At 40.9% G+C, this 26,522-nt stretch carries 25 protein-coding genes, 3 tRNA genes, 1 other RNA gene and 1 pseudogene; 24 read left to right on the forward strand and 6 right to left on the reverse strand.

From position 1 onward, the window contains the following. Positions 1-45 precede the first annotated feature (45 nt). Both H7U04_RS04905 and H7U04_RS04910 read left to right on the forward strand, forming a co-directional pair. The gene (locus H7U04_RS04905; protein ID WP_110980891.1) at positions 46-984 is read left to right on the forward strand and encodes an alpha/beta fold hydrolase; all 939 of its coding nucleotides are present in this window, start codon (positions 46-48) and stop codon (positions 982-984) included. A 29-nt stretch (positions 985-1,013) separates the two neighbouring features. Beyond that, positions 1,014-2,072 (forward strand): DUF3114 domain-containing protein, encoded by a 1,059-nt coding sequence (locus tag H7U04_RS04910; protein WP_110980890.1) that lies wholly within the window; start codon positions 1,014-1,016, stop codon positions 2,070-2,072. A gap of 72 nt (positions 2,073-2,144) precedes the next feature. Here H7U04_RS04910 and H7U04_RS04915 read toward each other — a convergent pair whose 3' ends face one another. The 5 genes from H7U04_RS04915 to H7U04_RS04935 form a co-directional block, all read right to left on the reverse strand. Further along, entirely contained in the window at positions 2,145-2,336 is a 192-nt protein-coding gene (locus tag H7U04_RS04915) for a PspC domain-containing protein (protein ID WP_064523165.1), read from the reverse strand. Between the two features lie 58 nt (positions 2,337-2,394). Continuing rightward, positions 2,395-3,072, reverse strand: a complete 678-nt coding sequence (gene trhA, locus H7U04_RS04920) for a PAQR family membrane homeostasis protein TrhA (RefSeq protein ID WP_037597545.1) — start codon at positions 3,070-3,072, stop codon at positions 2,395-2,397. Next, positions 3,065-3,514 carry a DUF1836 domain-containing protein gene (locus H7U04_RS04925; RefSeq protein WP_002885964.1) on the reverse strand — a complete coding sequence of 150 codons (450 nt, stop codon included), beginning with the start codon at positions 3,512-3,514 and terminating at the stop codon, positions 3,065-3,067. Before H7U04_RS04925 ends, trhA begins: the two co-directional genes overlap by 8 nt. Before the next feature lie 172 nt (positions 3,515-3,686). Continuing rightward, positions 3,687-4,958, reverse strand: coding sequence for a hydroxymethylglutaryl-CoA reductase, degradative (locus H7U04_RS04930; RefSeq protein WP_110980889.1), 1,272 nt, complete (start codon positions 4,956-4,958; stop codon positions 3,687-3,689). Between the two features lies 1 nt (position 4,959). Further along, a complete protein-coding gene (locus tag H7U04_RS04935) occupies positions 4,960-6,126 on the reverse strand; it encodes a hydroxymethylglutaryl-CoA synthase (protein WP_110980888.1) in 1,167 nt (388 codons plus the stop codon). Between the two features lie 463 nt (positions 6,127-6,589). Between H7U04_RS04935 and H7U04_RS04940 the strand changes: the two genes are divergently transcribed. The 9 genes and pseudogenes from H7U04_RS04940 to H7U04_RS04980 all read left to right on the forward strand — a co-directional run bounded on the left by H7U04_RS04940 (position 6,590) and on the right by H7U04_RS04980 (position 13,366). Further along, positions 6,590-7,450, forward strand: coding sequence for a thymidylate synthase (locus H7U04_RS04940; RefSeq protein WP_073950793.1), 861 nt, complete (start codon positions 6,590-6,592; stop codon positions 7,448-7,450). A 108-nt stretch (positions 7,451-7,558) separates the two neighbouring features. Then, a complete protein-coding gene (locus tag H7U04_RS04945) occupies positions 7,559-8,062 on the forward strand; it encodes a dihydrofolate reductase (RefSeq protein WP_073950795.1) in 504 nt (167 codons plus the stop codon). 4 nt (positions 8,063-8,066) lie between these two features. Then, positions 8,067-8,237 carry a hypothetical protein gene (locus tag H7U04_RS04950; protein WP_002886174.1) on the forward strand — a complete coding sequence of 57 codons (171 nt, stop codon included), beginning with the start codon at positions 8,067-8,069 and terminating at the stop codon, positions 8,235-8,237. Positions 8,238-8,254: 17 nt separating this feature from the next. Next, positions 8,255-9,481, forward strand: coding sequence for an ATP-dependent Clp protease ATP-binding subunit ClpX (gene clpX / locus H7U04_RS04955; RefSeq protein WP_002890340.1), 1,227 nt, complete (start codon positions 8,255-8,257; stop codon positions 9,479-9,481). Between the two features lie 9 nt (positions 9,482-9,490). Beyond that, positions 9,491-10,090 carry a ribosome biogenesis GTP-binding protein YihA/YsxC gene (yihA, locus tag H7U04_RS04960; protein ID WP_002885996.1) on the forward strand — a complete coding sequence of 200 codons (600 nt, stop codon included), beginning with the start codon at positions 9,491-9,493 and terminating at the stop codon, positions 10,088-10,090. A 127-nt stretch (positions 10,091-10,217) separates the two neighbouring features. Beyond that, positions 10,218-11,594: pseudogene (locus H7U04_RS04965) on the forward strand (amino acid permease). Positions 11,595-11,605: 11 nt separating this feature from the next. Continuing rightward, entirely contained in the window at positions 11,606-12,556 is a 951-nt protein-coding gene (gene mmuM, locus H7U04_RS04970) for a homocysteine S-methyltransferase (RefSeq protein ID WP_201059374.1), read from the forward strand. Positions 12,557-12,668: 112 nt separating this feature from the next. Continuing rightward, positions 12,669-12,923 carry a DUF1912 family protein gene (locus tag H7U04_RS04975; protein WP_002886199.1) on the forward strand — a complete coding sequence of 85 codons (255 nt, stop codon included), beginning with the start codon at positions 12,669-12,671 and terminating at the stop codon, positions 12,921-12,923. A gap of 74 nt (positions 12,924-12,997) precedes the next feature. Continuing rightward, positions 12,998-13,366: a helix-hairpin-helix domain-containing protein gene (locus H7U04_RS04980; protein ID WP_201042695.1), complete on the forward strand. Its 369-nt coding sequence runs from the start codon at positions 12,998-13,000 to the stop codon at positions 13,364-13,366. Positions 13,367-13,482: 116 nt separating this feature from the next. Here the strand turns inward: H7U04_RS04980 and plsY are convergent, their stop codons facing one another. Next, positions 13,483-14,124 carry a glycerol-3-phosphate 1-O-acyltransferase PlsY gene (plsY, locus tag H7U04_RS04985; RefSeq protein WP_073689886.1) on the reverse strand — a complete coding sequence of 214 codons (642 nt, stop codon included), beginning with the start codon at positions 14,122-14,124 and terminating at the stop codon, positions 13,483-13,485. A 137-nt stretch (positions 14,125-14,261) separates the two neighbouring features. On the opposite strand from plsY, the gene parE reads away from it, so the two are divergent. The 13 genes from parE (at position 14,262) to H7U04_RS05050 (ending at position 26,515) form a co-directional block, all read left to right on the forward strand. After that, the gene (gene parE / locus H7U04_RS04990) at positions 14,262-16,211 is read left to right on the forward strand and encodes a DNA topoisomerase IV subunit B (RefSeq protein ID WP_110980886.1); all 1,950 of its coding nucleotides are present in this window, start codon (positions 14,262-14,264) and stop codon (positions 16,209-16,211) included. Positions 16,212-16,365: 154 nt separating this feature from the next. Further along, positions 16,366-16,914 (forward strand): hypothetical protein, encoded by a 549-nt coding sequence (locus tag H7U04_RS04995; protein ID WP_110980885.1) that lies wholly within the window; start codon positions 16,366-16,368, stop codon positions 16,912-16,914. Between the two features lie 617 nt (positions 16,915-17,531). Further along, positions 17,532-19,988, forward strand: coding sequence for a DNA topoisomerase IV subunit A (gene parC, locus H7U04_RS05000; protein ID WP_110980883.1), 2,457 nt, complete (start codon positions 17,532-17,534; stop codon positions 19,986-19,988). Positions 19,989-20,147: 159 nt separating this feature from the next. Then, the gene (locus H7U04_RS05005) at positions 20,148-21,176 is read left to right on the forward strand and encodes a branched-chain amino acid aminotransferase (RefSeq protein WP_256263069.1); all 1,029 of its coding nucleotides are present in this window, start codon (positions 20,148-20,150) and stop codon (positions 21,174-21,176) included. Between the two features lie 117 nt (positions 21,177-21,293). Continuing rightward, complete coding sequence (locus H7U04_RS05010) at positions 21,294-21,524, forward strand: DUF2969 domain-containing protein (protein ID WP_060775851.1); 231 nt, start codon at positions 21,294-21,296, stop codon at positions 21,522-21,524. Positions 21,525-21,584: 60 nt separating this feature from the next. Next, a tRNA-Tyr gene (locus H7U04_RS05015) sits at positions 21,585-21,665 on the forward strand. A gap of 68 nt (positions 21,666-21,733) precedes the next feature. After that, positions 21,734-21,805: transfer RNA gene (locus H7U04_RS05020), tRNA-Gln, on the forward strand. Between the two features lie 120 nt (positions 21,806-21,925). Beyond that, positions 21,926-23,128 carry a 30S ribosomal protein S1 gene (gene rpsA, locus H7U04_RS05025; protein ID WP_003094841.1) on the forward strand — a complete coding sequence of 401 codons (1,203 nt, stop codon included), beginning with the start codon at positions 21,926-21,928 and terminating at the stop codon, positions 23,126-23,128. Positions 23,129-23,196: 68 nt separating this feature from the next. Next, positions 23,197-23,268 (forward strand) — tRNA-Arg (locus H7U04_RS05030). 252 nt (positions 23,269-23,520) lie between these two features. After that, positions 23,521-23,870: a transfer-messenger RNA gene (ssrA, locus tag H7U04_RS05035) on the forward strand. Between the two features lie 45 nt (positions 23,871-23,915). Continuing rightward, on the forward strand, positions 23,916-24,536 hold the full coding sequence (locus tag H7U04_RS05040; protein WP_048675996.1) for a DUF3862 domain-containing protein: 621 nt from the start codon (positions 23,916-23,918) through the stop codon (positions 24,534-24,536). Between the two features lie 82 nt (positions 24,537-24,618). Then, complete coding sequence (locus H7U04_RS05045) at positions 24,619-25,302, forward strand: TVP38/TMEM64 family protein (RefSeq protein ID WP_073686444.1); 684 nt, start codon at positions 24,619-24,621, stop codon at positions 25,300-25,302. Continuing rightward, positions 25,280-26,515: an aminoacyltransferase gene (locus H7U04_RS05050; RefSeq protein WP_201059376.1), complete on the forward strand. Its 1,236-nt coding sequence runs from the start codon at positions 25,280-25,282 to the stop codon at positions 26,513-26,515. The genes H7U04_RS05045 and H7U04_RS05050 overlap by 23 nt, the downstream gene beginning before the upstream one ends. Positions 26,516-26,522 lie beyond the last annotated feature (7 nt).

The following is a 26,522-nucleotide window of genomic DNA, read 5'->3' on the forward strand; positions in this document are numbered from 1 at the left end:
AAGGGTCGGTTAGCTAAGCTAACTGACTTTTTAGTAGGATAAACCATGCATGTTTTTATGAAAAGACTTTTATTTCTGATGGGAGCAGTTCTAGTCTTGTTACTGGCTAGCTTTATCTATCATAGATTAGCCTTGCAAAGAGAAAAGGCTTCTCTCAACCCTATGGGGCAAATGGTGTCTGTGAATGGCCATGACATGAGCGTCTTTGTGAAGGGAAATGGTCCACAAACCTTAGTTTTTCTATCTGGTGCTGGAACGGCCTCTCCCATTCTAGATTTTAAAGACTTGTATGATGGGCTTTCTAAGCAGTATAAGATAGTCGTTGTAGAGAGAGCTGGCTATGGTTATAGTGAGGACACATCTAAGTCCAGAGATGTGTCTGAGGTTCTTTCTGAGACACGTCAAGCCCTAGCCAAGGCACAAGTATCAGGTCCTTATATTATTCTTTCTCATTCGATGGCCTCCTTAGAAACGCTTTTGTGGCAAGAAAAATATCCAAGTGAAATACAGGCAGTCATCGGCTTAGATTGGGCTCTACCAGAGAGTTATTCACAATTGAGAATGCATTCCCAGATTTTACGTATGGCTCGTTTGGGAAGTCAATTAGGTCTTTTAAGGTATATACCGAGTCGCTTATATGTGCCTAATGAAAATCTAAGTAGTAGTGATCGACGCCTCTATCAACGAATAGCTTATCGTCAAATACTGTCACAAGCTATGTTAAATGAGAGCCTATCTGTTAAGGAAAATGCTAAAAAGGTTGATGATAAGATAGATTCACAAATCCCCACCTTACTTTTGGTTTCTAATGGAGAAGGCACGAGTTTTAGCAAGGAGGAGTGGCGAAATTATGCGGCCAGATTTGCAAAGGACCAGAAAAATATCGCACTGACTTTTTATGATGCCCCACATTATCTTTATCACTATCAGACCAAAGAGGTAGTTGCTAAGATAGAGGACTTCATAAAAGGGACCACTGATTAAACTAACTTATGTTATTGAGGAGAGATGAGATGCTCATAGGCTCAAAAGCCTTTTCTAGCTTATGGAAGGAATGGCAAAAGGAATACCAGCCACTGCAGGTGCTGAAGTTATTGCTTGCTTATATAGAGATGCCAGAGGATCTATCTGGGGAGATAAAGGAAACTCAGCGTTTATTATCCTATTTTGACCCTGACTTGGCGCCTCATGATGCTTTCTGGAAGGATGTTGCCAGGTTAGTAGATTTGGCTTTTCCTGAGGACAGCTTATCTAAAAAATTCTCTATTGAGCGACAAATCCATCAGTTACGTTACCTGATTTCTAGTCAACAGGCCCAGTATGTGAGGACACATTATAAAAAAACAGGGATGACAGACAAAGAAGCTTTAGCTGTCTATCTCAGATGGAAACCTTTCACCATGTTTGATCAGGGGCGTCTGCACCAAAAGATTTCTTTCTGTGATGGCAAGGGGATTTATCCAGATGGAATTCCTAGTGTTAATTTAAAAATTCTTCTCTATAATCGGATTGAGTTTATTTTGGATAGTCAGGGAAATTTTCTCAATGAGGTCGATGCGGAGCAGGTGACTGAGAGTGGAGTGGTTAATGGTGCTAGTTTCAACTATGGCAATTTCAAGCGCCACTGGCAACTGGATGTGGAGCCGGTTCAACCACATGATCCTGCCTTTCGTAATCGGATGACCAAGGGTTTTCGATCACCCAACAAATTGAGAAAGAAGTGGGGCCGAAAAGAGCCTGAGCATTTTGACAGGTCTTTTTACAATCCAAATGGTATCTATGCTCAGTCACACAGATCTTTGGCTAATGATGTCAAACGTCAAGCCAGACTTTTTCTCGCCATGGTTTATGGCTTTAAACCAGTTCAGAAAAAGCAAATAAAGGAGGTTCATATGTCTAAACAACCACAAAACAATAAAGGAACAGCAGTTCTAGGATCACTAGTATTTATGGCCTTATACGCCCTAGGTATTTGGCACAATGCTGTCCGAGGAAATATTCCCTTTCTCATTCTTTGGAGTGTTTTACTCCTTGTTAATGTCAGCTATTTGATTTTCCGCTTGAGAAAATAAAAAAAGAAAGTGATACAAATCTAAATGGTAAGAATTTAGATCTGTATCACTTTTTGTATATTCAATGATAACTTACCACTTGCTTTCTTCTGGGATAATAATCCAGCAAATGATGTAGAAAAGAAAACCTGTTCCAAATAAGAAGATCGCTGCAGCCCAAATAAGGCGAATAATGACAGGGTCAGTGTCAAGATATTTAGCGATACCAGAACAAACACCGGCAATAATTTTGTTGTTTGGATCTCTTCTGAGTTCTTTTTTCATATGATTTACCTCCGTACTTCCTTATTATACCATAACACCTTGATGTCTAGTATTGGCTTTAAGGAAGCATAAAGTAGACAATCCCCATATATTGAAGAGCCGAAGCCAACATGATGAAGAGGTGCCAAATCATGTGGAAGTATGGTTTTTTCTTAGCATAGAAAGCTGCACCAACCGTGTATGACAATCCTCCAGCAAGCATGAGTCCCCAAAAGGCAGGTCCTGTCTTAGTGACGATAGCTGGAATAATGAAGATAACCAACCATCCCATCATCAGATAGAGGAAGAGGGAGAATTTTTCGTTGATTTTTTTAGCAAAGATTTTGTAAAGAATACCAAAAATTGTTGTTCCCCATTGGAGGACGATGATGCTGTAGCCTAGCCATCCGCCAACCAGTGAGAGGGCAACAGGGGTGTAGCTTCCAGCAATGGCGATATAAATCATGCTGTGGTCAATAATTCTTAGAACCATCTTGTGGGGTGAGTTATAATCCATAGCATGATAGATGGCTGAACTCAAAAACATGAGGAAGAGACTGATGACAAAAACGGACATCCCTACGGCAGCAGTCATGCCGTAGCCGTTGTTGGCATGAACAGCAGTAATTGGCAATAAGACTAGCATGGCCATAGCTCCGACGGCGTGAGTCACGCTGTTAGCCACTTCCTCACCAAAGCTAAGTTTTTTACTGAGTTTGAGGTTGGGAGAAGTATTAAAAGTAGCAGTATTAGACATTGTTTCCTCCTTCAAGGTCGTTCAAAAGTTGATGGGTAGCTCGGTAGCATTGAAGCGTCTGACAGGCTGAGAGTATGACTTGCGGAGCCTCTTGGGGAAACTGACCATTCATACAGGCTACAAAGTCATTGTAGTAACTCTTTTGACTTTCAGCATCTGTACGCAGGATTTCCAAGGTTTTAGCAATCTCAGAAATCTCAAAGACGGTCTTCAGACTAGTGATGACAATAAGTCTAGCTACCTGAGCAGCATTATATTTTTTCTTGATGGGTTTTGCGACATGGCCATGTTTGACATAATTATTGACCATAGAGGCGGTTAGCCCCTTGTCGTTTGGCCCCAAAGTACTTTGGGTGACCTGATTGACATAGAGCAAAACCTGATCCAAATAGAGTTCAATCTCTGGTAATTCTTCCCAGAGAGGGTATTGTTGTGTTGTCAAATTATAAAAACCTCTTTATCTAGTTTTCATAACCAGATTATAACATTATAGAAATTTAAGTCAAGTCAGAACTTACGGGAAATGAAAAAGATGTTGAGATAATATGTTCAACATCTTTATTTCTTATGTGATATGGCAGAGTTATTTTTTAAAACTGCTTCAATATCTCTTTTTATGGGGTTCTAAGTTTCTCCAAAATTGCTTGTGCAGTTTCTTGATTCATATGTTTGGCCTTGAGAAGTTCAGCCAAAACGTGAGGCATCTCTTCAGGGCTAGCACCGGCTAGTAGGGCTAGAGATTTGGCCTGAAGTTTCATATGTCCTGCTTGGATACCTGTTGAAGTCAGAGCTTTGAGAGCAGCCAGATTTTGTGCCAAACCAAGAGAAACGATGATACTAGCTAGGTTTTTAGCATCTGGATGGTTAAGTAAGTCATGGGCGATAGAAACACTAGGGTTAAGTCCGATTGAACCGCCACGGGTTGCAATTGGCATGGGGAGGGTTAATTCTCCCACCAATTCTTTAGCCTCCTGGTCATAAGTCCATGTGGACAGGCCACGGTAGCTACCATCCTTGCTAGCATAGGCATGGCTACCAGCCTCAACTGCTCGCCAATCATTGCCAGTCGCAATAACTAGGGCATCGATACCATTGAAAATTCCCTTGTTATGGGTAGCTGCTCGGTAAGGGTCCACCTGGGCCAACTGGCTAGCCATCTCCATTTTCTTAGCTAAATCATGAGCGTCTTCCTTGTTACGACTGAGGAAGCGTGTGCTAAGACGACAAGTTGCTGTCACTAGACTCTCGGTGGCAAGATTTGAGAGAATGGCCATGAGACTTTGACCTTCTGAGAGATTTTCCAGTTCTGGCACCAGTGCTTCCATCATGGTGTTGACCATATTGGCTCCCATGGCTTCTTGGGTATCAACGGCTAGATAGACAATGAGGAAGTCTCCCTTAGCCTCAGTCCAGAGCTTGCGAGGGCCACCCCCACGCTTAACAATAGAAGGATGAGCCTCTTTGGCAATCTCTATGAGGTCCTGATTAGCTGCTTGAATTTTACTTGAAGCAGCGGCTTTATCAGGAACGTCAAAAAGGGCAACTTGGCCAATCATTTGACGATTATGAATCGTAGTTGTGAAACCGCCAGAGCGCTTAATGAGCTTGCTAGCATAGGAAGCAGCGGCGACGACAGAAGGTTCCTCAGTAACCATGGGAACCTGGTAGGTTACACCGTCTACCAATACATCTGGGCAAACGGCAAAGGGAAGTGTAAATCGACCAATAACATTTTCAGCCATTTGGTTGGCTGTTTCAAGGGTGAGTTGTTGGTCCTTATCCAGAAGATCTTGATTTTCCTGAGACAAAAGAGCATTCTTTTTCAAATGCTCTTTACGTTCTTGCGGTGTCTTCTTGGAAAAACCAGTCCAAGAGAGTTTAGTCATATTAATTTCCTTTATAGATACGTTGGTGTTCAGAGATTTCAGTTAAACGGAAAGCTCCGGTTTGGTAATCAGTGAATTGAGTAGAGCCAGTGTCATCCAACTGCGCCTCTTCATAGAAAAGTTTTTCATAATCAGCAACGCTCAAGGGGTGACGTTTGGCAAAGGTATCTAGACGGTCTGAACGAAGCAGGTCTTTGTAGCCCTCAACCAGACGTCCTGAGAAAATTTCAGAGACAGCTCCAGAACCATAAGAGAAGAAGCCAATCTTGTCTCCTGCTTTAAGGTCTTGCGACTGTTCAAGCAAAGAAAGGAGCCCAAGGTAGAGTGACCCTGTATAGATATTTCCAATTTGGCGACTATAGGTAATTGAAGCATCAAAGTTGTTTATTAAACGCTCTTTATTCTCGGGATTCAAATCTTTTGGAATGATTTTATTAAGTCCCTTAAGAGCTAACTTAGGATAAGGAAGGTGGAGACAAAAAGCTGCAAAATCAGCAAAGTCAGCCTGATGACGCTCTTGGTAAGCTGCCCAAGTTGTCTTCAAACTGTCAAGGTACTGCTTGGTTGAATAGATGCCTTGAACATAAGGCGTTGAACTATAGTTTGGACGCCAGAAGTCCATGACATCACGAGTTTGTGCCACGTTGTCATCTGTAAGCTCTAAAATACGTGGATTCTGACTGACTAGCATAGCTATAGCACCAGCTCCCTGAGTAGATTCACCTGAAGATCCGACACCATAGCGAGCGATGTCACTAGCGATAACTAGAACCTTGCTCTCTGGGTGGGCTGCTACGTGCAATTTAGCATAGTTAAGTCCAGCAGTTGCAGCATAACAGGCTTCCTTCATTTCAAAAGAACGGGCAAAAGGTTGAATCCCCAAAAGACTGTGAACATAGACAGCAGCAGCCTTTGACTGGTCAATGGAAGACTCAGTAGCCACGATGACCATATCGATAGCTTTTTTGTCATCGTCATTTAAAATATCAGTCGCCGCATCAGAGGCAAGCGTCACAATATCTTCTGTAATCGGCGTAATACTGGTTGCATCAAGCATCAGCCCCTTGCTGAATTTTTCAGGCTCCGCCCCACGGGCAAGAGCGAGATCAGCCATGTTTAGAACATATTGACTGGTCGCAAAACCAATCTTATCAATTCCAATAGACATATGATGTTTCCTTTTTTTCTTCATTGTAGAGTATCCAGAGAATACTAATCTATAGTGATTTTACCATAAAAGAGCACTTTCTCCTTGAAAAAACTTTGATAGTTAGTTATATCTCATTTTTTGATAGGAACTAGAGGATTTCACAAGACTTTCCTTTGGGGAACATGACCCTTTTGTTTCTCATTTCAAGCAGAATAGGGTAAAATTGAAATGGCACTCTACTAGTTTTTTAGCTATGTTAGAAAAGTAAAATTGTTGTTATATATTGAAATCATTGCGAGCGTTAAGTGAGACTTTCCGCTGTGAGATAAGTGTCTGTAAATAAAGTGTTTTGTTTACAGACACTCGGAATTTTTGAGACCATAGACTCAAAAATTTGTCTTGGAACTTCGCAGACTTCCGTAATCACTTAAGGAAAGTCTCAAAAGATACTTTGTTTTTAAATGGAATAAAGAGGAAAATCATGACAAAAGCAGACACTATATTTAAAGAAAATATCACTAAAATCATGGAAGAGGGTGTTTGGTCGGAGCAAGCACGTCCTAAATACAAGGATGGCACTACAGCCAATTCCAAATACATCACAGGGTCTTTTGCAGAATATGATTTGAGCAAGGGAGAGTTTCCTATTACCACTCTTCGTCCTATTGCTATCAAATCTGCTATCAAAGAAGTGCTTTGGATTTACCAAGACCAGTCAAATAGCCTAGATGTCCTTGAAGACAAGTATAATGTGCATTATTGGAATGACTGGGAAGTTGAAGGTGTACCTGCCAATAATGGGGACAAGCGTTCGATTGGTCAGCGTTATGGGGCGGTCGTTAAGAAGCACGATATCATTAACCGTTTGCTGGCACAGTTGGAGGCTAATCCGTGGAACCGTCGCAATGTCATTTCCCTTTGGGATTACGAGGCCTTCGAGGCGACAGCAGGACTTCAGCCTTGTGCCTTCCAAACTATGTTTGACGTTCGCCGTGTGGGCGAGGACATTTATTTGGACGCCACTTTGACGCAACGTTCTAACGATATGTTGGTGGCTCATCATATTAATGCCATGCAGTATGTGGCTCTTCAGATGATGATTGCCAAGCACTTTGGTTGGAAAGTTGGTAAATTCTTTTATTTCATCAACAACCTCCATATTTATGACAATCAATTTGAGCAAGCCGAGGAACTCCTCAAACGTCAACCCTCTGATTGCCAACCACGTTTAGTCCTCAATGTTCCTGATGGAACTAATTTCTTCGATATTAAACCAGAAGATTTCGAATTGGTTGACTATGATCCTGTTAAACCTCAACTCAAATTTGACTTAGCAATTTAATAAATGCTTATGATTTAAGCCCATAAAGAGCTGGCAAAGTTTTTTCCAAGCTCTTTTTCTCTTTTTTTGTTAGAATGGATTGTAAACTTAAAAAGAAAAGGAAATACTGTGTCTAAACAACTCATTGCTATTTGGGCGGAAGCTCATAACCATGTTATTGGGAAGAATCACACCATGCCTTGGCACTTGCCTGCTGAACTGGCACATTTCAAGAAAACGACCATGGGCTCAGCAATTCTCATGGGACGTGTGACCTTTGATGGCATGAACCGTCGTTGCCTACCAGGACGTGAAACCTTGATTTTGACAAGAGACAAGGACTTCGACTGTGAGGGTGTGACGACCGTTACGAGTGTTGAGGAAGCTCTGGCTTGGTTCGAACAGCAAGATAAGGACCTCTATATTGCTGGTGGTGCTGGTGTCTACAAGGCTTTTGATGGACATTATGATGCACTCATCAAGACAACTATTGAGGCTGATTTAGAGGGAGACACGTATTTTCCACAACTAGATATGACGGCATTTAAAGAGGTATCACGTGACCGCGCGGTCAAGGATGATAAAAATGCCTACGACTTTAGCATAAGTCGCTATGAAAAAGAAGGAGACTAGGTTCATGCAACGTAGTGTTTTTGGGTTATTTACTGCATTATTGGGGGTGCTTTGTGTACTCTCTGCCATTCCTGCCTTTCGCAAGAAACGTTATGGGTTAGCAGTTTTTCTCTTTTTAAATGCTTTTACTAACCTTGTCAATACTATTCACGCCTTCTATGGCACCCTATTTTAGAAAAGAGTGAGGAATAAATGGCTGGAAATCGTAATGAAGAAATGGTTTATTGTTCATTTTGTGGCAAAAACCAAGAAGAAGTAAAGAAAATTATCGCTGGGAATGGCGTCTTTATCTGTAACGAATGTGTGGCCTTGTCACAAGAAATCATTCGTGAGGAAATGGCAGAAGAAGTTTTGGCTGACTTGGCTGAAACTCCGAAGCCAAAAGAACTTTTAGATATTTTGAACAACTATGTCGTGGGGCAGGACCGTGCCAAACGTGCCTTGGCGGTAGCTGTTTACAATCACTATAAACGTATCAATTTCACAGAAAGTCGTGAAGACAATGATGTGGATTTGCAAAAATCAAATATTCTCATGATTGGACCAACTGGTTCAGGGAAGACTTTCTTGGCTCAGACCTTGGCTCGTAGCTTGAATGTTCCATTTGCGATTGCGGATGCAACATCATTGACAGAGGCAGGTTATGTGGGTGAGGACGTGGAAAATATCCTCCTCAAACTGATCCAAGCGGCAGACTTCAATATCGAACGTGCGGAACGTGGTATCATTTATGTTGACGAGATTGATAAGATTGCTAAAAAGGGTGAAAATGTATCAATCACTCGTGACGTTTCTGGTGAGGGGGTTCAACAAGCTCTCTTGAAGATTATCGAAGGAACAGTAGCTAGCGTTCCCCCTCAAGGTGGTCGTAAACACCCTAACCAAGAGATGATTCAAATTGATACTAAGAATATTCTCTTTATCGTTGGTGGTGCTTTTGATGGTATCGAAGATATCGTTAAGCAACGTCTTGGTGAGAAAATCATTGGTTTTGGTCAAAATAATAAGGCAATTGATGATGACTCATCATACATGCAAGAAATTGTGGCTGAAGATATTCAAAAATTCGGTCTTATCCCTGAGTTTATCGGACGTTTGCCAGTCCTTGCGGCCCTTGAACAGTTAACGGTTGACGACTTGGTTCGTATCTTGACAGAGCCTAGAAATGCCTTGGTTAAACAGTACCAAACCCTCTTGTCTTATGATGGGGTTGAACTGGAGTTTGACCAGGATGCTCTTGAAGCTATTGCAAGTAAGGCAATTGAACGTAAGACCGGTGCGCGTGGCCTTCGCTCTATCATTGAGGAAGTCATGATGGATGTCATGTTTGAGATTCCGAGTCAGGAAGATGTTACTAAGGTTCGTATTACAAAAGAAGCCGTTGACGGCACAGCTGCTCCAGTTTTAGAAACAGCATAAGGAGGTTCTATGGCTGAAGAACAAGTCCTAAATACGCACAATGCTGAGATTTTGCTCAGTGCGGCGAATAAGAGCCACTATCCCCAAGATGACCTCCCTGAGGTTGCCCTAGCAGGACGCTCGAATGTTGGTAAATCAAGCTTTATCAATACACTTCTTGGTCGTAAAAACCTAGCACGTACTTCTGGGAAACCAGGGAAAACTCAGTTGCTTAATTTCTATAATATTGACGATAAGCTTCGTTTTGTGGATGTGCCAGGTTACGGTTATGCCCGTGTGTCTAAAAAAGAACGTGCCAAATGGGGCAAAATGATTGAGGAGTACCTCGTGACTCGAGATAATCTTCGTGTCGTTGTTAGCTTGGTTGACCTCCGACATGAACCAACTCAAGACGATATCCAAATGTATGAATTTCTCAAGTATTATGAAATTCCGGTCATCGTTGTAGCGACTAAGGCTGACAAGATTCCTCGCGGAAAATGGAACAAGCACGAATCAATTATTAAGAAAAAACTCAATTTCGATAAAAATGACCATTTCATCGTCTTTTCATCTGTCACACGTGACGGTTATGATGAAGCATGGGATACGATTTTAGCAGAATTATAAAAAGAGCTCGGAGAAATCCGAGTTTTTTTTGCGATAGTTTTTGTCTATCTCTTTGATAGTTTCCACCTATTATCCAAGGGGATGATATTGTGATAAGCTTGTTTTATTACATCTATTGGAGGAATCTATGGAAAACCATAATTATGAAAATGAAGGTCAGTTTCAACGGAAGATGACCTCACGCCACCTCTTTATGCTCTCGCTAGGTGGTGTCATTGGTACCGGTCTCTTTCTTAGCTCAGGCTATACGATTGCACAAGCAGGCCCTCTTGGTGCGATACTATCTTATCTTGTGGGGGCTATCGTTGTTTACTTAGTCATGCTTTCATTAGGTGAGCTAGCTGTTGCTATGCCAGTAACGGGATCCTTTCACACCTATGCCACTAAATTTATCAGTCCGGGAACCGGCTTTACGGTAGCTTGGCTTTATTGGATTTGTTAGACGGTAGCCTTGGGAACAGAATTTCTGGGTGCGGCCATGCTGATGCAACGTTGGTTTCCATCAGTTCCGGCTTGGATGTTTGCGGCATTCTTTGCCTTGGTGATTTTTGGAATTAATGCTCTGAGCGTAAGGTCTTTTGCGGAAGCGGAATCTTTCTTTTCTTCTATAAAGGTTATTGCTATCTTGGTTTTTATCATCCTAGGTCTGGGGGCTATGTTTGGTTTGGTCAGCTTTGATGGTCATCGTGAAGCTATTATGTTCAAGCATTTGACGGCTAATGGTCTCTTTCCAAATGGTGGTCTTGCCATTGTGTCAGTCATGTTGGCGGTTAACTACGCCTTTTCGGGAACAGAGTTAATCGGTATCGCAGCTGGTGAGACAGATAATCCTAAAGAGGCTGTTCCACGTGCTATTAAAACGACCATTGGACGCTTGGTGATTTTCTTTGTCTTGACCATTGTGGTATTGGCTTCGCTTCTTCCCATGAAAGAAGCAGGGGTATCTTCAGCGCCTTTCGTTGATGTTTTTGACAAGATGGGGATTCCATTTGCGGCAGACATCATGAACTTTGTTATCCTGACAGCTATTCTTTCTGCTGGGAATTCGGGACTCTACGCTTCAAGCCGTATGCTTTGGTCTTTGGCCAATGAGGGAATGCTCAATAAAAAGCTAGTGAAAATCAATAAACATGGAGTTCCAATGACAGCCCTTTTGATTTCCATGGCAGGAGCAGTTTTATCACTCTTTTCAAGTATCTATGCTGCAGATACGGTTTATCTAGCTTTGGTATCAATCGCTGGTTTTGCAGTTGTTGTTGTCTGGCTCTCCATTCCTTTGGCACAAATCAACTTCCGTAAACAGTGGAAGCTAGAGCATTCTGAGGACGAGTTAGACTATAAGACACCGTTTAATCCAATCCTCCCTTATATCACAATTGTTCTCTTGGCCATTTCTGTGTATGGGATTGCTTGGGATAGTTCACAACGTGCGGGACTTTACTTCGGTATTCCTTTCATGATTTTCTGTTACCTCTATCACTACCTTCGCTTTAAAAAATGGTAAGGAGGCCTTGTATGGCAACATTTAAAGATTATTTGGAAAATAAATCTCCCCTCATTCTTCATGGAGCTCTAGGAACAGAGATGGAAGCCTTGGGGTATGATATTTCAGGTAAGCTCTGGTCAGCTAAGTACCTTATTGAAAAGCCAGAAGTTATTCAAAAAATCCACGAAACCTATGTAGCCGCTGGGGCTGACTTGATTACCACATCATCTTATCAAGCGACCTTACCTGGCTTGGTAGAGGCAGGACTTACTGAGAAAGCAGCGGAGCAGATTATCGCCCTGACGGTTCAGTTAGCAAAGGCTGCACGTGATAAGGTATGGGCAGCATTAGATGAGACTGAGAAAGCAAAGCGTCCTTATCCATTGATTTCTGGGGATGTTGGTCCTTACGCAGCTTATTTGGCTAATGGTTCTGAGTATAGCGGTGATTATGGTCAAATTACTATCGAGGAGCTTAAGGAGTTTCATCGGCCTAGGATTCAAATTCTCCTAAATCAAGGTGTGGACTTGTTAGCTTTGGAAACTATTCCAAATCGTTTAGAAGCACAAGCCTTGATTGAACTCCTGGCTGAAGAATTTCCAGAATCAGAAGCTTATCTCAGTTTTACAGTCCAAGAATCAGCCACTATCAGTGATGGGACTTCTTTAGATGAGATTGCCAAGCTTGTTTCCCAGTCAGACCAAATCTTGGCCCTAGGAATCAACTGTAGTTCGCCTCTTCTTTATGATCAGGCTCTTGCTATTCTTAAAGATGCTGGAAAAGCCCTCATTACTTACCCAAACTCAGGTGAGGTTTATGATGGCAGTACGCAGACTTGGAAACCTAAGGATAAGGATGCTCTACCCTTAGTTGAACATAGTAAAGATTGGCATGCTCAGTTTGGAGTTAAGATTTTAGGTGGCTGCTGCCGCACACGTCCAAATGACATTAAAGCCTTATATAAAGAGTTTAGAACCTAGTCAAATTTCTAATTATTTGTTATAATAGGAGACTGTAAGGCTATGAGCTCTACACATTATTAGTAGAAAATGAAGCCAGCGTTAAGCTGGTTTTTAAAATGAAGAGGAAAATATGACCTACGAACAAGAATTTCTAAAAGACTTCGAAGCCTGGGTTGTTACCCAAGTTAAAGTAAACGAAACGGCCTTGGCCGCTAGCAAGAAAATCTGGGAAGAAGACGGCGATGAACGTGCACGTGATGCAAGTTACCGCTATGAAGCTAAATTGGATGCTTACAATTTCCTAATTGGTAAGTTTGCCAACTATCGTGCTGGCAAAGGTTTCCATGATATGCCAGATGGCTTGTTCGGGGAACGTCACTATTAATAAAGGATGAAAAAGAAAATGGCGATACTACTTTATAGAAAGGTATCGTCTATCAAAATAGGAGAAAACTAAACATGGCTAAAGTAAAAAATAAAAAGAAAGCTTTTAAACACCGTTTGAAAAAACAAGGACTTTTCAATAATGTTAAAGCCCCTGTTCCACCTGTTCCACCAGTGCCACCAGTAGCACCACAACCTGTTGCTGAAACTAAGACAGTTGCTAAGGAAGAAGTGGTAGCTACAGATCTTAGTCTTGAAGCCTTTGCAGAACTTTCAGAGGTTGAAGGCCTTCGTTCAAACCTTGTAGAAACTCTTTATAATGAAGGTTTGACTTCAGTAGAGGCTTTTGCTACTGTGACTGAAGAAGAAGTTCTTGCCCTCAAGGGTGTCGGACCTGCGACAGTTAAAAAATTGAAAGAAAATGGTGTTAGCTTCAAAGCTTAAGCCTAAAAAAGATCCGAGGTGTAGCCTTCGGATTTTTTATTGTTTTAGAAAGCATTGCTTGATTAGAAAAACAAGAAAACCACTAGTAAATCTAGTGGTTAGTAGGTCTGGATTGTTTATTTCTTTGGATTTTGTTTGGTTAAATTAAGTCCAAAAGGTACCAAGTTTTCTTGATGCCTGCGGATGCGCCCCATATTTTCAGTGTGGCGGAAGATGATAAGCAAAGCCATGATGGTAAGAACCCCAGTGAAAATAAGGTCATAGCCATCTAGTAAGAAATGGATGGCCGGAAACACAGCTAAGGTAATAAGTCCAACAATTGCTGCAGTGACACTTGAAAATGAAATCATGCTGGTTAGATAGAGTGTTAGGGCAAAGACCAAGAGTAGGAATACACAGTAGAGTGGGGCAAAGCCAAGAAGCACCCCTGCACTTGTCGCTACAGCCTTCCCGCCTTTAAATCCAGCAAAGATTGGAAAAACATGTCCGATAATAGCAAAGAAACCAATGATTAGAGGTGAAACCTCTGTAACACAAAGCCAGATAGGTAGAAGAACAGCCAAGGTCCCCTTGAACATATCAACCAAGAAGGTGATGGTACCAGCAGTCTTACCTAGAACACGAAAGGTATTGGTTGTTCCAGTATTTCCAGAGCCGTGCTCACGAAGATTGGTATGGAAGAATAGTTTCCCAATCCAGAGGCCGGTCTGAATGGAACCTAACAAGTAGGCGATTAGGATTAACAATAAGATTTTCATGAGATAATTATAGCATACAGCCTAGTAATTGACAAAGTCAGTCAGCCTTAAGATATCTTTTGGACTTTCTTGATTTCTTTTGCAAATTCTTCTGAAAACTTATAAAATAATAAGGATGAAAATTTTGGAGGTCACTCTTGGCTAAAAAAGAAATAAATGTAAATAATTATAATGATGATGCCATTCAGGTACTAGAAGGGTTGGATGCGGTTCGCAAGCGCCCAGGAATGTACATTGGCTCAACGGATGGAACAGGACTTCACCACCTAGTTTGGGAGATTGTCGACAATGCGGTCGATGAAGCTCTTTCTGGTTTTGGTGATGTCATCGCTGTCACTCTAAATAAGGATGGTTCCGTTTCTGTTTCTGACTCTGGACGTGGGATGCCGACAGGTATGCATGCCACGGGTAAACCAACAGTTGAAGTTATTTTCACTGTTCTCCACGCGGGTGGTAAATTTGGACAGGGTGGTTATAAGACTTCTGGTGGTCTTCACGGTGTGGGGTCTTCAGTTGTTAATGCGCTATCTAGCTGGCTTGAGGTTGAAATTACCCGTGACGGTAGTGTTTATCGTCAGCGTTTTGAAAATGGGGGTCACCCTGTAACAGGACTTGAAAAAATCGGCAAGGCACCTAAATCTAAGACAGGTACAAAAGTTACCTTTATGCCTGATGCTAGTATCTTTTCAACGACTGACTTCAAATTTAACACCATTTCAGAACGTCTCAAAGAATCAGCCTTCCTTCTTAAGAATGTCACTATGACATTGACAGACTTGCGTGGCGAAGAAGAAGTTCGTGAAGAATTCCACTATGAAAATGGGGTTCAAGACTTTGTATCTTACTTGAATGAGGACAAGGAAACACTGACACCAGTCATCTATATTGATGGGGACCAGCAGGATTTCCACTTGGAATTAGCCCTTCAGTATAATGACGGTTACTCTGACAATATCCTTTCCTTTGTCAATAATGTCCGTACTAAGGACGGAGGTACCCACGAAACGGGCTTCAAATCTGCCATTACCAAGGCTCTTAATGACTATGCACGTAAAACAGGTCTTCTCAAAGAGAAGGATAAGAACCTTGAGGGGTCAGATTATCGAGAAGGCTTATCAGCAGTTATCTCGCTCTTAGTTCCTGAGGAACACCTTCAGTTTGAGGGCCAAACCAAGGACAAACTTGGATCTCCTTTAGCTCGTCCCATTGTGGATAGCATCGTTTCAGAGCATTTGACCTACTTCCTTATGGAAAATGGAGATTTGGCTTCTAACTTGGTGCGTAAGGCTATCAAGGCCCGTGATGCCCGTGAAGCTGCCAGAAAAGCTCGTGATGCCAGTCGAAATGGCAAGAAAAATAAAAAAGACAAGGGGCTCTTGTCAGGAAAATTGACGCCAGCCCAGTCTAAAAATGCTAAGAAAAATGAGCTTTATCTGGTCGAAGGGGATTCTGCCGGCGGTTCAGCCAAACAAGGCCGTGATCGTAAATTCCAGGCCATTCTTCCTCTTCGAGGGAAGGTCCTCAACACTGAGAAAGCCAAAATGGCAGACATTCTCAAAAACGAAGAAATCAATACCATGATTTATACTATCGGTGCTGGAGTTGGAGCTGACTTTAACCTTGACGATATTAACTACGACAAGATTATCATCATGACCGATGCCGATACCGATGGAGCTCACATCCAGACCTTGCTTCTTACTTTCTTCTATCGTTATATGCGTCCACTAGTGGAAGCAGGACACGTTTATATCGCTCTGCCTCCTCTTTACAAGATGTCCAAAGGGAAAGGTAAGAAGGAAGTTGTCGAATATGCTTGGACGGATGGGGAACTTGAAGAACTTCGTCAAAAATTTGGTCGTGGAGCTATTCTCCAGCGTTACAAGGGGCTTGGTGAGATGAATGCTGACCAGCTTTGGGAGACAACTATGGATCCAGAGACCAGAACGCTTATCCGAGTAACTATTGACGACCTAGCGCGTGCCGAACGTCGTGTCTCAGTTCTTATGGGAGATAAGGCGGCACCACGCCGTCAATGGATTGAAGATAACGTTAAATTTACCTTGGAAGAAAGCGGCGCATTTTAAGTTGCAGGCCAGAAGGGAATGTAATAAGATAGAGTTAGGGAGAGCGCTTACTATCAATAGATACTAGGGTTTATAAAAATTAAGTTAATTATTTTTTACATAGTTTATTAACTATTTGCAGAGTCATTGACTAGAAATCAATGGAGGTAGATAAATGGATTTTAATGTTATCGATTACCTAGCTTACCATGCAGATGTAGCTGTTCCGGCTATTATTCTTATGGTTATTGTTTCTACCATATACTTAATTTTTTATGGCATACGACCTATAAAAACACGCTTTTTGATCCTTTTTCTCCTATCTATAGTTTCCCTCATAATCTTCGTGGTGGATAATCCTCTCTATTCTTATTTTGGTAGTCCATTCTCAGGCTTATTATTTGTTTTTTACTATCTGATGGTCTTTTCAGTGTTTTATGTACCATTCTCACTAATAGCTTTTATAAAAAGTCTTCTACATTTAACACGCTTTCAAACCAATTATTCAATCTTATTAGCGATTAATAGTTTCTTCGCCACATTACTGGCTTTCCTCAACCTGCTTTTTTTACAAGGGGCTTTGGAATTTCTCCCAAATTCATCCATGTACTTTATTTTTATCCTCCTAGCGGCAAGTGGTATTGCTCAAACTATAATAGGAAGAAAGGAAAACGAAAAAAATAAAGACTATATGGCTGAGTCAGGAAAAGACAATGTGAGGTAGACCTATGTTATCTAAGGTATTAAGTTTCATACTTTACTATCCTCAAGTAGTCCTCCCTGTTTGTGGAGTGGCAATAGCTTATTTAAGTGTTTATAAAAAGCGACCAATAAAAACACGTTTTTTACTTCTGCCTATACTAGTAGTGGTAACCTTCCTTCTATCTTTGATAGATAATCCATTCTCAGATAGAACCTACTCGGGTTTGTTATTTGTCTTCTATAATGTGTATGTTTTTACTCCCTTAAGTGTTGCTTGTAGTATCACATCACTTTTAAAAAGTATCTATCATTATAGATTATTTCGTATCCCATTAGCTACTGTTCTCGTAATCAACGCCTCTATAATGACTTGTTTAACACTCATAAACTTTATCTTATTCTTTGGTGAACTTTCTACTTCATTGACACTATCTTGTGTATTCTTCATTTTAATTGCGATAAGTACAATCGTTCAATTTGTGGTTGGTGAAATAGAAATTAGGAAGGTGAAAACCATTCTTCTACAGTTGAAAAATCAAGGCAGGACATTGTGAGGCGTGGCAGTGAGGTGGGAAAGTTACTATTTGTCTTTCACATTATTTCAAATCATTACTTAAACTAAAAATAAAGAGAAATCTTATGTCTAATATTCAAAACATGTCCCTTGAGGACATCATGGGGGAGCGTTTTGGACGCTACTCCAAGTACATTATTCAGGAGCGTGCGCTTCCTGATATTCGTGACGGTTTGAAACCCGTTCAACGTCGTATTCTTTATTCCATGAATAAGGATGGCAATACCCATGACAAGGGCTATCGTAAATCTGCCAAGTCGGTGGGTAACATTATGGGTAATTTTCACCCACATGGCGATAGTTCTATTTATGATGCTATGGTGCGTATGTCTCAGGACTGGAAGAATCGTGAAATCTTAGTTGAAATGCACGGTAACAACGGTTCTATGGATGGTGATCCACCAGCGGCTATGCGTTATACAGAGGCACGTTTGTCAGAGATTGCTGGCTACCTTCTTCAAGATATTGATAAAAACACCGTTCCTTGGGCTTGGAACTTTGATGATACAGAGAAGGAACCAACCGTTTTACCTGCAGCCTTTCCAAACCTCTTGGTTAATGGTGCTACAGGGATTTCTGCTGGTTATGCCACAGACATTCCACCGCACAATCTGTCAGAAGTCATCGATGCCGTTGTCTACATGATTGATCACCCATCTGCTAAACTGGATAAATTGATGGAATTCTTGCCTGGTCCAGATTTCCCAACAGGGGCTATCATTCAGGGCAAGGATGAGATTCGTAAGGCCTACGAAACTGGTAAGGGCCGCGTCGTTGTGCGTTCACGTACTGAAATTGAACAACTCAAAGGTGGTAAGGAACAAATCATCGTTACTGAAATTCCTTACGATGTCAATAAGGCAGTTCTTGTTAAAAAAATCGATGATGTTCGTGTTAATAACAAGGTTCCAGGTATTGCAGAAGTTCGTGATGAGTCTGACCGTACAGGGTTGCGTATTGCTATTGAACTTAAGAAGGATGCTGACAGCCAAACTATTCTTAACTACCTTTTGAAATATACGGATCTTCAGGTCAACTACAATTTCAACATGGTAGCTATCGACAATTTCACCCCACGTCAAGTGGGCTTGCAAAAGATTTTGTCTAGCTACATTGCCCACCGTCGCGATATTATCGTTGCCCGTTCAAAATTTGATAAGGAAAAAGCTGAAAAACGTCTTCATATTGTTGAAGGGTTGATCCGTGTCATCTCTATTTTGGATGAGGTTATTGCCCTTATCCGAGCTTCTGAAAATAAGGCAGATGCCAAGGAAAATCTTAAAGTCAGCTATGATTTTTCAGAAGAACAGGCCGAAGCTATCGTGACCTTGCAACTTTATCGTTTGACCAATACGGATATCGTTACTCTCCAAAATGAGGAAGCCGATTTACGTGAGCAGATTGCGACCTTGGCTGCCATCATTGGAGACGAGCGTACCATGTTTAATGTCATGAAACGTGAACTTCGTGATATCAAGAAGAAATTTGGTAATGACCGTCGTTCAGAGTTGCAAGCAGAAACCAAGACCATTGAAATTGATACTGCAAGTTTGATTGTTGAGGAAGAAACCTATGTCAGCATCACTCGTGGTGGCTATGTCAAACGTACTAGCCCACGTTCTTTCAATGCTTCAACGATTGATGAAGTCGGAAAACGTGATGATGATGATTTGATTCTGGTTCAGCAGGCTAAGACGACACAGCATCTCTTGATGTTCACTAACCAGGCCAATGTGATTTATCGTCCAATCCATGAGTTGCCAGATATTCGTTGGAAGGATTTGGGAGAGCATTTATCACAAACCATCACTAATTTATCTAAGGATGAAGAAGTGCTTTACGCCGAAATCCTGGATGATTTTGAAGCTGGTACTTACCTAGCAGCTACCAAGCTGGGTCAGATTAAACGTTTCGAACGCAAGGAATTTACGCCATGGCGTACCTACAAGTCTAAGTCGGTTAAATACGCTAAACTCAAGGATGATAGTGATTTTATTGTCACAGTCACTCCAATTCAATTGGATGATATCATGATTATCACTCAAAGAGGTTATGCCCTTTGCTTTAACGCGGACGAAGTGCCAGTAGTTGGGGCCAAGGCAGCAGGTGTTAAGGCAATCAATCTTAAGGATGATGATAGCGTTCAGGCTGTTTTTGTGGCAAATACTCAAAGTTTCTACCTTTTAACACAAAGAGCCAGTCTCAAACGTGTGGCTACAGCTGATATCCCGCAGGCTAAGCGAGCTGGTCGAGGTCTCCAAGTTCTTCGTGAGCTTAAGACGAAACCACATCGCGTCTTTACGGCTGGTCCAGTCTTTACAGAAAATTCTGGTGGTGAGATAGATCTTCTAGCAACACCAGTAGAGGAGGCTCCTCAGACCTTGCTTGTGACAGCCACGACAGGTGAAACTGCAGAGGTTGATTTGTCCCTTCTAAATCTTTCAGATCGTACTAGCAATGGAAGTTTTATTGAAGGGTTGGCAGACAAAGAAGTCTTTTCTGCTAAAATTATTGAAAAATAATGATAAGAAAGCTTTGTTCTCTTACTAGAGAGCAGAGTTTTTTTCTTTAAGAGACTAAAGAACTGTTTTAAAAAGAATTGTCAGAATTTTGCAACACAACCTTGAAATTTTCAATGAAAAGGACTATACTAGGAAGCACATAGTAACAGAAAAGAGGACATACACATGACAGTTGATTTAGACTGGGAAAATCTAGGATTTAATTACCGTAAACTTCCATTCCGTTATATCTCATATTTCAAAGACGGTAAATGGGACGAGGGGCAATTGACTGAGGATGCAACTTTGCATATTTCAGAAGCATCTCCAGCCCTTCACTATGGTCAAGAAGCTTTCGAAGGACTCAAGGCTTACCGTACTAAAGATGGCTCTATTCAATTGTTCCGTCCAGATGAAAATGCCAAACGTTTGCAACGTACTGCTGATCGTCTTTTGATGCCACAAGTTTCTGTCGACAAATTTGTAGATGCATGTAAACAAGTTGTGCGTGCCAATGAAGAATACGTTCCACCATATGGTACAGGTGCTACACTTTATCTCCGTCCACTTTTGATTGGGGTTGGTGATATTATTGGTGTGCATCCAGCAGATGAGTATATCTTTACTATTTTTGCTATGCCAGTAGGTAACTACTTCAAGGGTGGTTTGGCTCCAACAAACTTCCTTATTCAAGATGATTATGACCGTGCTGCGCCACATGGTACAGGTGCTGCTAAGGTTGGTGGTAACTACGCAGCAAGTATGTTGCCAGGTAAGATTGCACATGACCGTAACTTCTCTGATGTTATCTACCTTGATCCAGCAACTCACACTAAGATTGAAGAAGTGGGTTCTGCAAACTTCTTTGGTATCACAGCTGATAACGAATTTATTACACCACTCAGCCCATCTATCTTGCCATCTATCACCAAGTTCTCATTGCTTCACTTGGCTGAAAATCGCTTCGGTATGAAAGCTATCCAAGGTGATGTTAAGATTTCTGAATTGGATAAATTTGTTGAAGCAGGTGCCTGCGGTACAGCTGCTGTTATCTCACCAATTGGTGGGGTACAACATGGTGATGACTTCCATGTCTTTTACTCAGAAACAGAAGTAGGTCCTGTAACACGTAAACTTTATGATGAGTTGACAGGTATCCAATTTGGTGATGTTGAAGCACCAGAAGGCTGGATTGTCAAAGTTGACTAATTCTTAATAGTAATTGATTATTTTAAGGCTTGCTCTTGCAAGCTTTTTTCTTTTTCGGTAGAATTAAGGAGATACATTAAGAAAGGATGGCTCGAGCCAAGTATCGGGTATAAATCTATGAGTAAAAAAGATAAAAAAATTGAAATCCAAATTAATGATGCCAAAGTAGTCGTCAACAAGGCAACCATCGAAGGTTTTGAACTTCTTGTTGGCAAGAAAGTGATTGGACAAATTGTGGAAATTGATAGTAAGTTTGCCGTTGTTGATAAGGAAAATGTTGCAGGTTTCCACAAAAAAATGGATGATGCAGTAGCTGCCATTATTGAATCGTACAATCTTAATCATTAAAATCCAAAGTAAAGGCTTGCTTTGGTCAAGAAACTGTGATATACTATTTCTTGTTCTTAAGGAGAGATAGCGAAGAGGCTAAACGCGGCGGACTGTAAATCCGCTCCTTCGGGTTCGGGGGTTCGAATCCCTCTCTCTCCATGTCTAAGAAACTGAATCGGGATAGTCGATGTCAAGTACTTAGATGTTTTTTTATAGCATTTTGCTATTGGGGTATAGCCAAGCGGTAAGGCAAGGGACTTTGACTCCCTCATGCGTTGGTTCGAATCCAGCTACCCCAGTAAAAGGTATCGGGTGCATTGGCACCGTCTATGTTAACCATTGTCTTTGCGGGTACCTTTAAAAATATATTGTTATCAAGGGTCAGAATTGGCTGGCTCTTGTTGGAGGATCTTTTTAGAATGAACGAATTTGAAGAATTGCTAAACAGTGTTAGCGAAGTTAACACAGGTGACGTTGTAACAGCTGAAGTTATCTCAGTAGATAATGATCAAGCAAATGTTGTTATCGAAGGAACTGGTATCGAAGGTGTTTTGACACGTCGTGAATTGACAAACGACCGTGACGCAAACGTTGCAGACCTTGTTAAAGTTGGTGAAACACTTGAAGTGCTTGTTCTTCGTCAAGTTGTTGGTAAAGATACTGATACTGTAACTTACCTTGTATCTAAAAAACGCTTGGAAGCTCGCAAAGCTTGGGATAAACTTGTTGGTCGTGAAGAAGAAGTTGTTACTGTTAAAGGAACACGCGCTGTTAAAGGCGGACTTTCAGTTGAATTTGAAGGTCTTCGTGGATTTATTCCAGCTTCAATGATCGATACTCGTTTTGTTCGTAACACTGAACAATTTGTAGGTCAAGAATTTGACGCTAAAATTAAAGAAGTTGATCCAGCTGAAAACCGTTTCATCCTTTCACGTCGTGAAGTTGTTGAAGCTGAAGCTGCAGAAGCTCGTAAAGAAGTCTTCTCTAAACTTGAAGTTGGTTCAATCGTAACTGGTAAAGTTGCTCGTTTGACAAGCTTCGGTGCTTTCATCGACCTTGGTGGTGTTGACGGACTTGTTCACGTGACTGAATTGTCTCACGAACGTAACGTTTCACCTAAATCAGTTGTATCTGTAGGTGATGAAGTTGAAGTAAAAGTTCTTGCTATCGACGAAGAAGCAGGACGTGTATCACTTTCACTTAAAGCAACAACACCTGGACCATGGGATGGCGTTGAACAAAAACTTGCTGCTGGTGATGTTATCGAAGGTAAAGTTAAACGCTTGACTGACTTCGGTGCTTTCGTTGAAGTATTGCCAGGTATCGATGGACTTGTTCACATCTCTCAAATTTCACACAAACGTGTTGAAAATCCAAAAGATGTTCTTTCAGTAGGTCAAGACGTTACTGTTAAAGTTCTTGAAGTAAACGCTGATGCAGAACGTGTATCACTTTCTATCAAAGCTCTTGAAGAACGTCCAGCTAACGCTGAAGGCGAAAACAACGAAAAACGTCAATCACGTCCACGTCGTCCAAAACGTCAAGAAAAACGTGACTACGAACTTCCAGAAACTCAATCTGGATTCTCAATGGCGGATCTTTTCGGAGATATCGAATTGTAAGATAAAAAAGAGGCATGGAAACATGTCTTTTTTTCTATTTTAGAGTATGCTATAATAGTATACTGTTAGCACCCTTAGTGTAATGGATATCACGTAAGATTCCGGTTCTTGAGATAGGGGTTCGATTCCCTTAGGGTGCAAAAAGAAAAACGTTGAATGATTTGTTCGCTCAACGTTTTTTTCTTGCTAAGTTTTAGTGAAATTATTATGTAAAATCTTTTAGTGTTGAAAGGAAAAAGGCAAACATACAGATGGATGGTTACTAGCTTATCCTAAAATCAAAGTTGACTACTGTATTAGCGTCTCTATAGTGGATTTATTGGGGGGAGACAGTTTGGCTAATCTTTTGCAATTTATTAAAGAATTTGATATAATACTCAGTATCTCATATTGGGGTCGTTACGGATTCGACAGGCATTATGAGGCATATTCTGCGACTCGTGTGGCGACGTAAACGCTCAGTTAAATATAACTGCAAAAAATACTAATTCTTACGCTGTAGCAGCCTAAACACCTGCTCGCGTGACTTCTAGCAGATTGCTTATGTTTGTTTAGAGGTTTTATTGATTTATAAGCTACGTTTGACCATTGCCTAGCTGGTTGAAAAGAGATTTATAGGCTCGCAGATAGAAGGCTTGAGTTATGTGTCGTCTATCTGTTAAATGAAAGACATAACCTATGGTTGTAGACGAATATGTTGGCAGGTGTTTGGACGTGGGTTCGATTCCCACCGGCTCCATAAATACTTGAGGCGTCAGCCTTTTATTTGTGTATATAGGAATTTATTATGAAAAAACTTTTGTCTTTGACCGTTTTAGGTCTCTCACTTTTTACTCTAGCTGCTTGTGGAAAATCTTCGTCTAAAACTGAGTCGAAGGGATCTCTGGATAATGAGGCTTCAAAGATTTTAACTGTTAAGCATGGGAATGTTCGCCAGAACTTTGATAAAATCACCATGGCAAATGCTTCTCAAGAATTCTCAGGAGGCTCAAATCTTGATAGCTTGAAGGGCTGGTTTGGTGAACCCTCATCAACTGGTCAAGAGCAAGCAGGAGATGCTAAGCTTGATGTTTATAATTGGCAGTATGACAATGTTGTTGTTACAGCGAAACTCTTTAACAATAGCACTGTGGTTAAGTCAATTTCAAACTTTTCTTACGTCCGTGATCCTAAAATCACACTGAAGATGTACGAAAATCTCAAAAATGGAACTAGCTATGACGATGCTGTCAAAACGCTTGGTACACCTGATGTTTATTCGATTGCAGTCTCTTCAGATGCAACAATGACACAAGCGCTTTGGTCTTCGAACCTTGTTGCTAAGAAGGGTGAAACAGGTAGCCTTACCCTTAACTTTAAAAATGGTGCCTTGGAAAACAAGTCACAAGCAAATTTGATTAATAAGTAATCGCAGTAAAAGATGCCTTTCTAAATCAATGAAGGCTTTTTTTTGTTATAATAAAAGGAGCGATTAAAATTATGGAGATGTAATGACCAAAAAAAGACTATTTTTTATAGGGATAGCCGGTTTAATACTGGTATTCTTATGGCCTCTTTTAAATAACTTCATCCCCTTAATCAAGGAATGGACCAACGCTAAGCATGATCAAGCCTTTTTAAGAGAAGTTTTTAAGCAGGCTAATTTCCAAAATGCACTGATCCTTCTTAGTCTCATGATTCTGTCATCGGCTATTCCTGGAGTTTCAAGTTCTATTTTTTGTATTTTTGTTGGGCTACTCTATGGCCCTTTGCTTGCGATTCCGATGAATATTATTGGTAATACTTTTGGGAATTTGACTAGTTTTGAAATTCTGAGAAGACTTGAAAAGCCAGAGAAGTCCAAACGCATGGAGAAACTTCTAAACTATATTGAGAACTTTAAGCATCGCTTTATTGGGATTTCACTGGCCTTCTCTATTCCATTTATACCATCAGCTCTGGTCAATTATGCTTGTGTTCAAATGAATTTACCCACAAGGACGAGGATTTTGGCGATACTTATTGGAGTGACGCCAGTATCGATTGTTTATGCAGTTAGTGGAGATTTGTTGCTTAATATCCGTCCAATCCGAATGCCATTAGTGGCAGTACTTGCCATCTTGCTTTTTATCTCACTCGTCATTTACTTTATCCATTTTAGGAAGGAAAAAAATGAGCTTCATTCAAGTAACTAAAGAAGAATTTAACACACATGCTCAACAAGTGTCTGAGCGTTCTTTTATGCAAACTGAGGAAATGGCTAAGCTTCTTGAAAAACGTGGATTTAGCATTAGCTATGTCGCTTGGAAAGAAGGAGACCAGCTAGAAGTCTCAGCAATTGTCTACAGCATGCCTATGACTGGTGGGCTTCGTATGGAGGTGAATTGTGGACCGATTCACTTAAATACAGCTCATCTAAGCGACTTTTACCAAGGTTTGAAGGATTATGCTAAGGAAAATGGTTCTCTTGAACTATTAATCAAACCTTATGATACTTATCAAACTTTTGATAGTAATGGTGAACCAACTAGTGATGAGCAGAAGCAATTGATTAGTCAATTGACTGATTTAGGCTATAGCTTTGATGGTTTACAGACAGGCTATCCTGGTGGTGAACCTGACTGGCACTATGTGAAGGATTTATCAGGGATTGAAGAAAAAAATCTCATCAAATCTTTTAGTAAAAAGGGAAAACCTCTGGTTAAAAAAGCCAAAACGTTCGGGATTAAATTAAAAAAACTGAAACGTGATGAGTTATCCATTTTTAAAGAAATCACTTCAGCGACCTCTGATCGTCGTGAGTATAGTGATAAATCGTTGGATTATTATCAAGACTTTTATGATGCTTTTGGTGACAATGCTGATTTTATGGTTGCTACCCTGAATTTTCAAGATTACTATGACCATTTGGAAAGTGATCAAGCTAAATTGGGGGCTAGAATTGTTAAACTCCAGGCTGATTTAGAGGCTAATCCAAAGTCTGAGAAAAAGCAAAACCAATTGAGAGAACTATCAAGTCAGTTTGAGACTTTTGATGTTCGTAAGGGAGAGGCAACTGCCTTTATCGATAAGTATGGTCAGGAAGACATTGTTCTGGCTGGAAGTCTTTTCGTCTATACCCCTCAAGAAGCTGTTTATCTCTTTAGTGGATCTTATCCTGAGTTTAATAAGTTTTATGCGCCAGCGCTCTTGCAAGAGTATGTGATGACACAAGCTATCAAACGTGGTATTACTTTCTATAATTTCCTTGGGATTATGGGGATTTTTGATGGTTCAGATGGAGTTTTGCGATTTAAACAAAACTTTAATGGTTACATTGTTCGCAAGATGGGAACCTTCCGCTATTATCCACAACCGCTTAAATACAAAGCGATTCAAGGAGTTAAGAAACTGCTTGGACGTTCTTAAATTTTAG

Origin of the sequence: Streptococcus sp. 22.1 (genome assembly GCF_016648645.1) — a bacterium.
In the GTDB taxonomy this organism is placed as follows: Bacteria; Bacillota; Bacilli; order Lactobacillales; family Streptococcaceae; genus Streptococcus.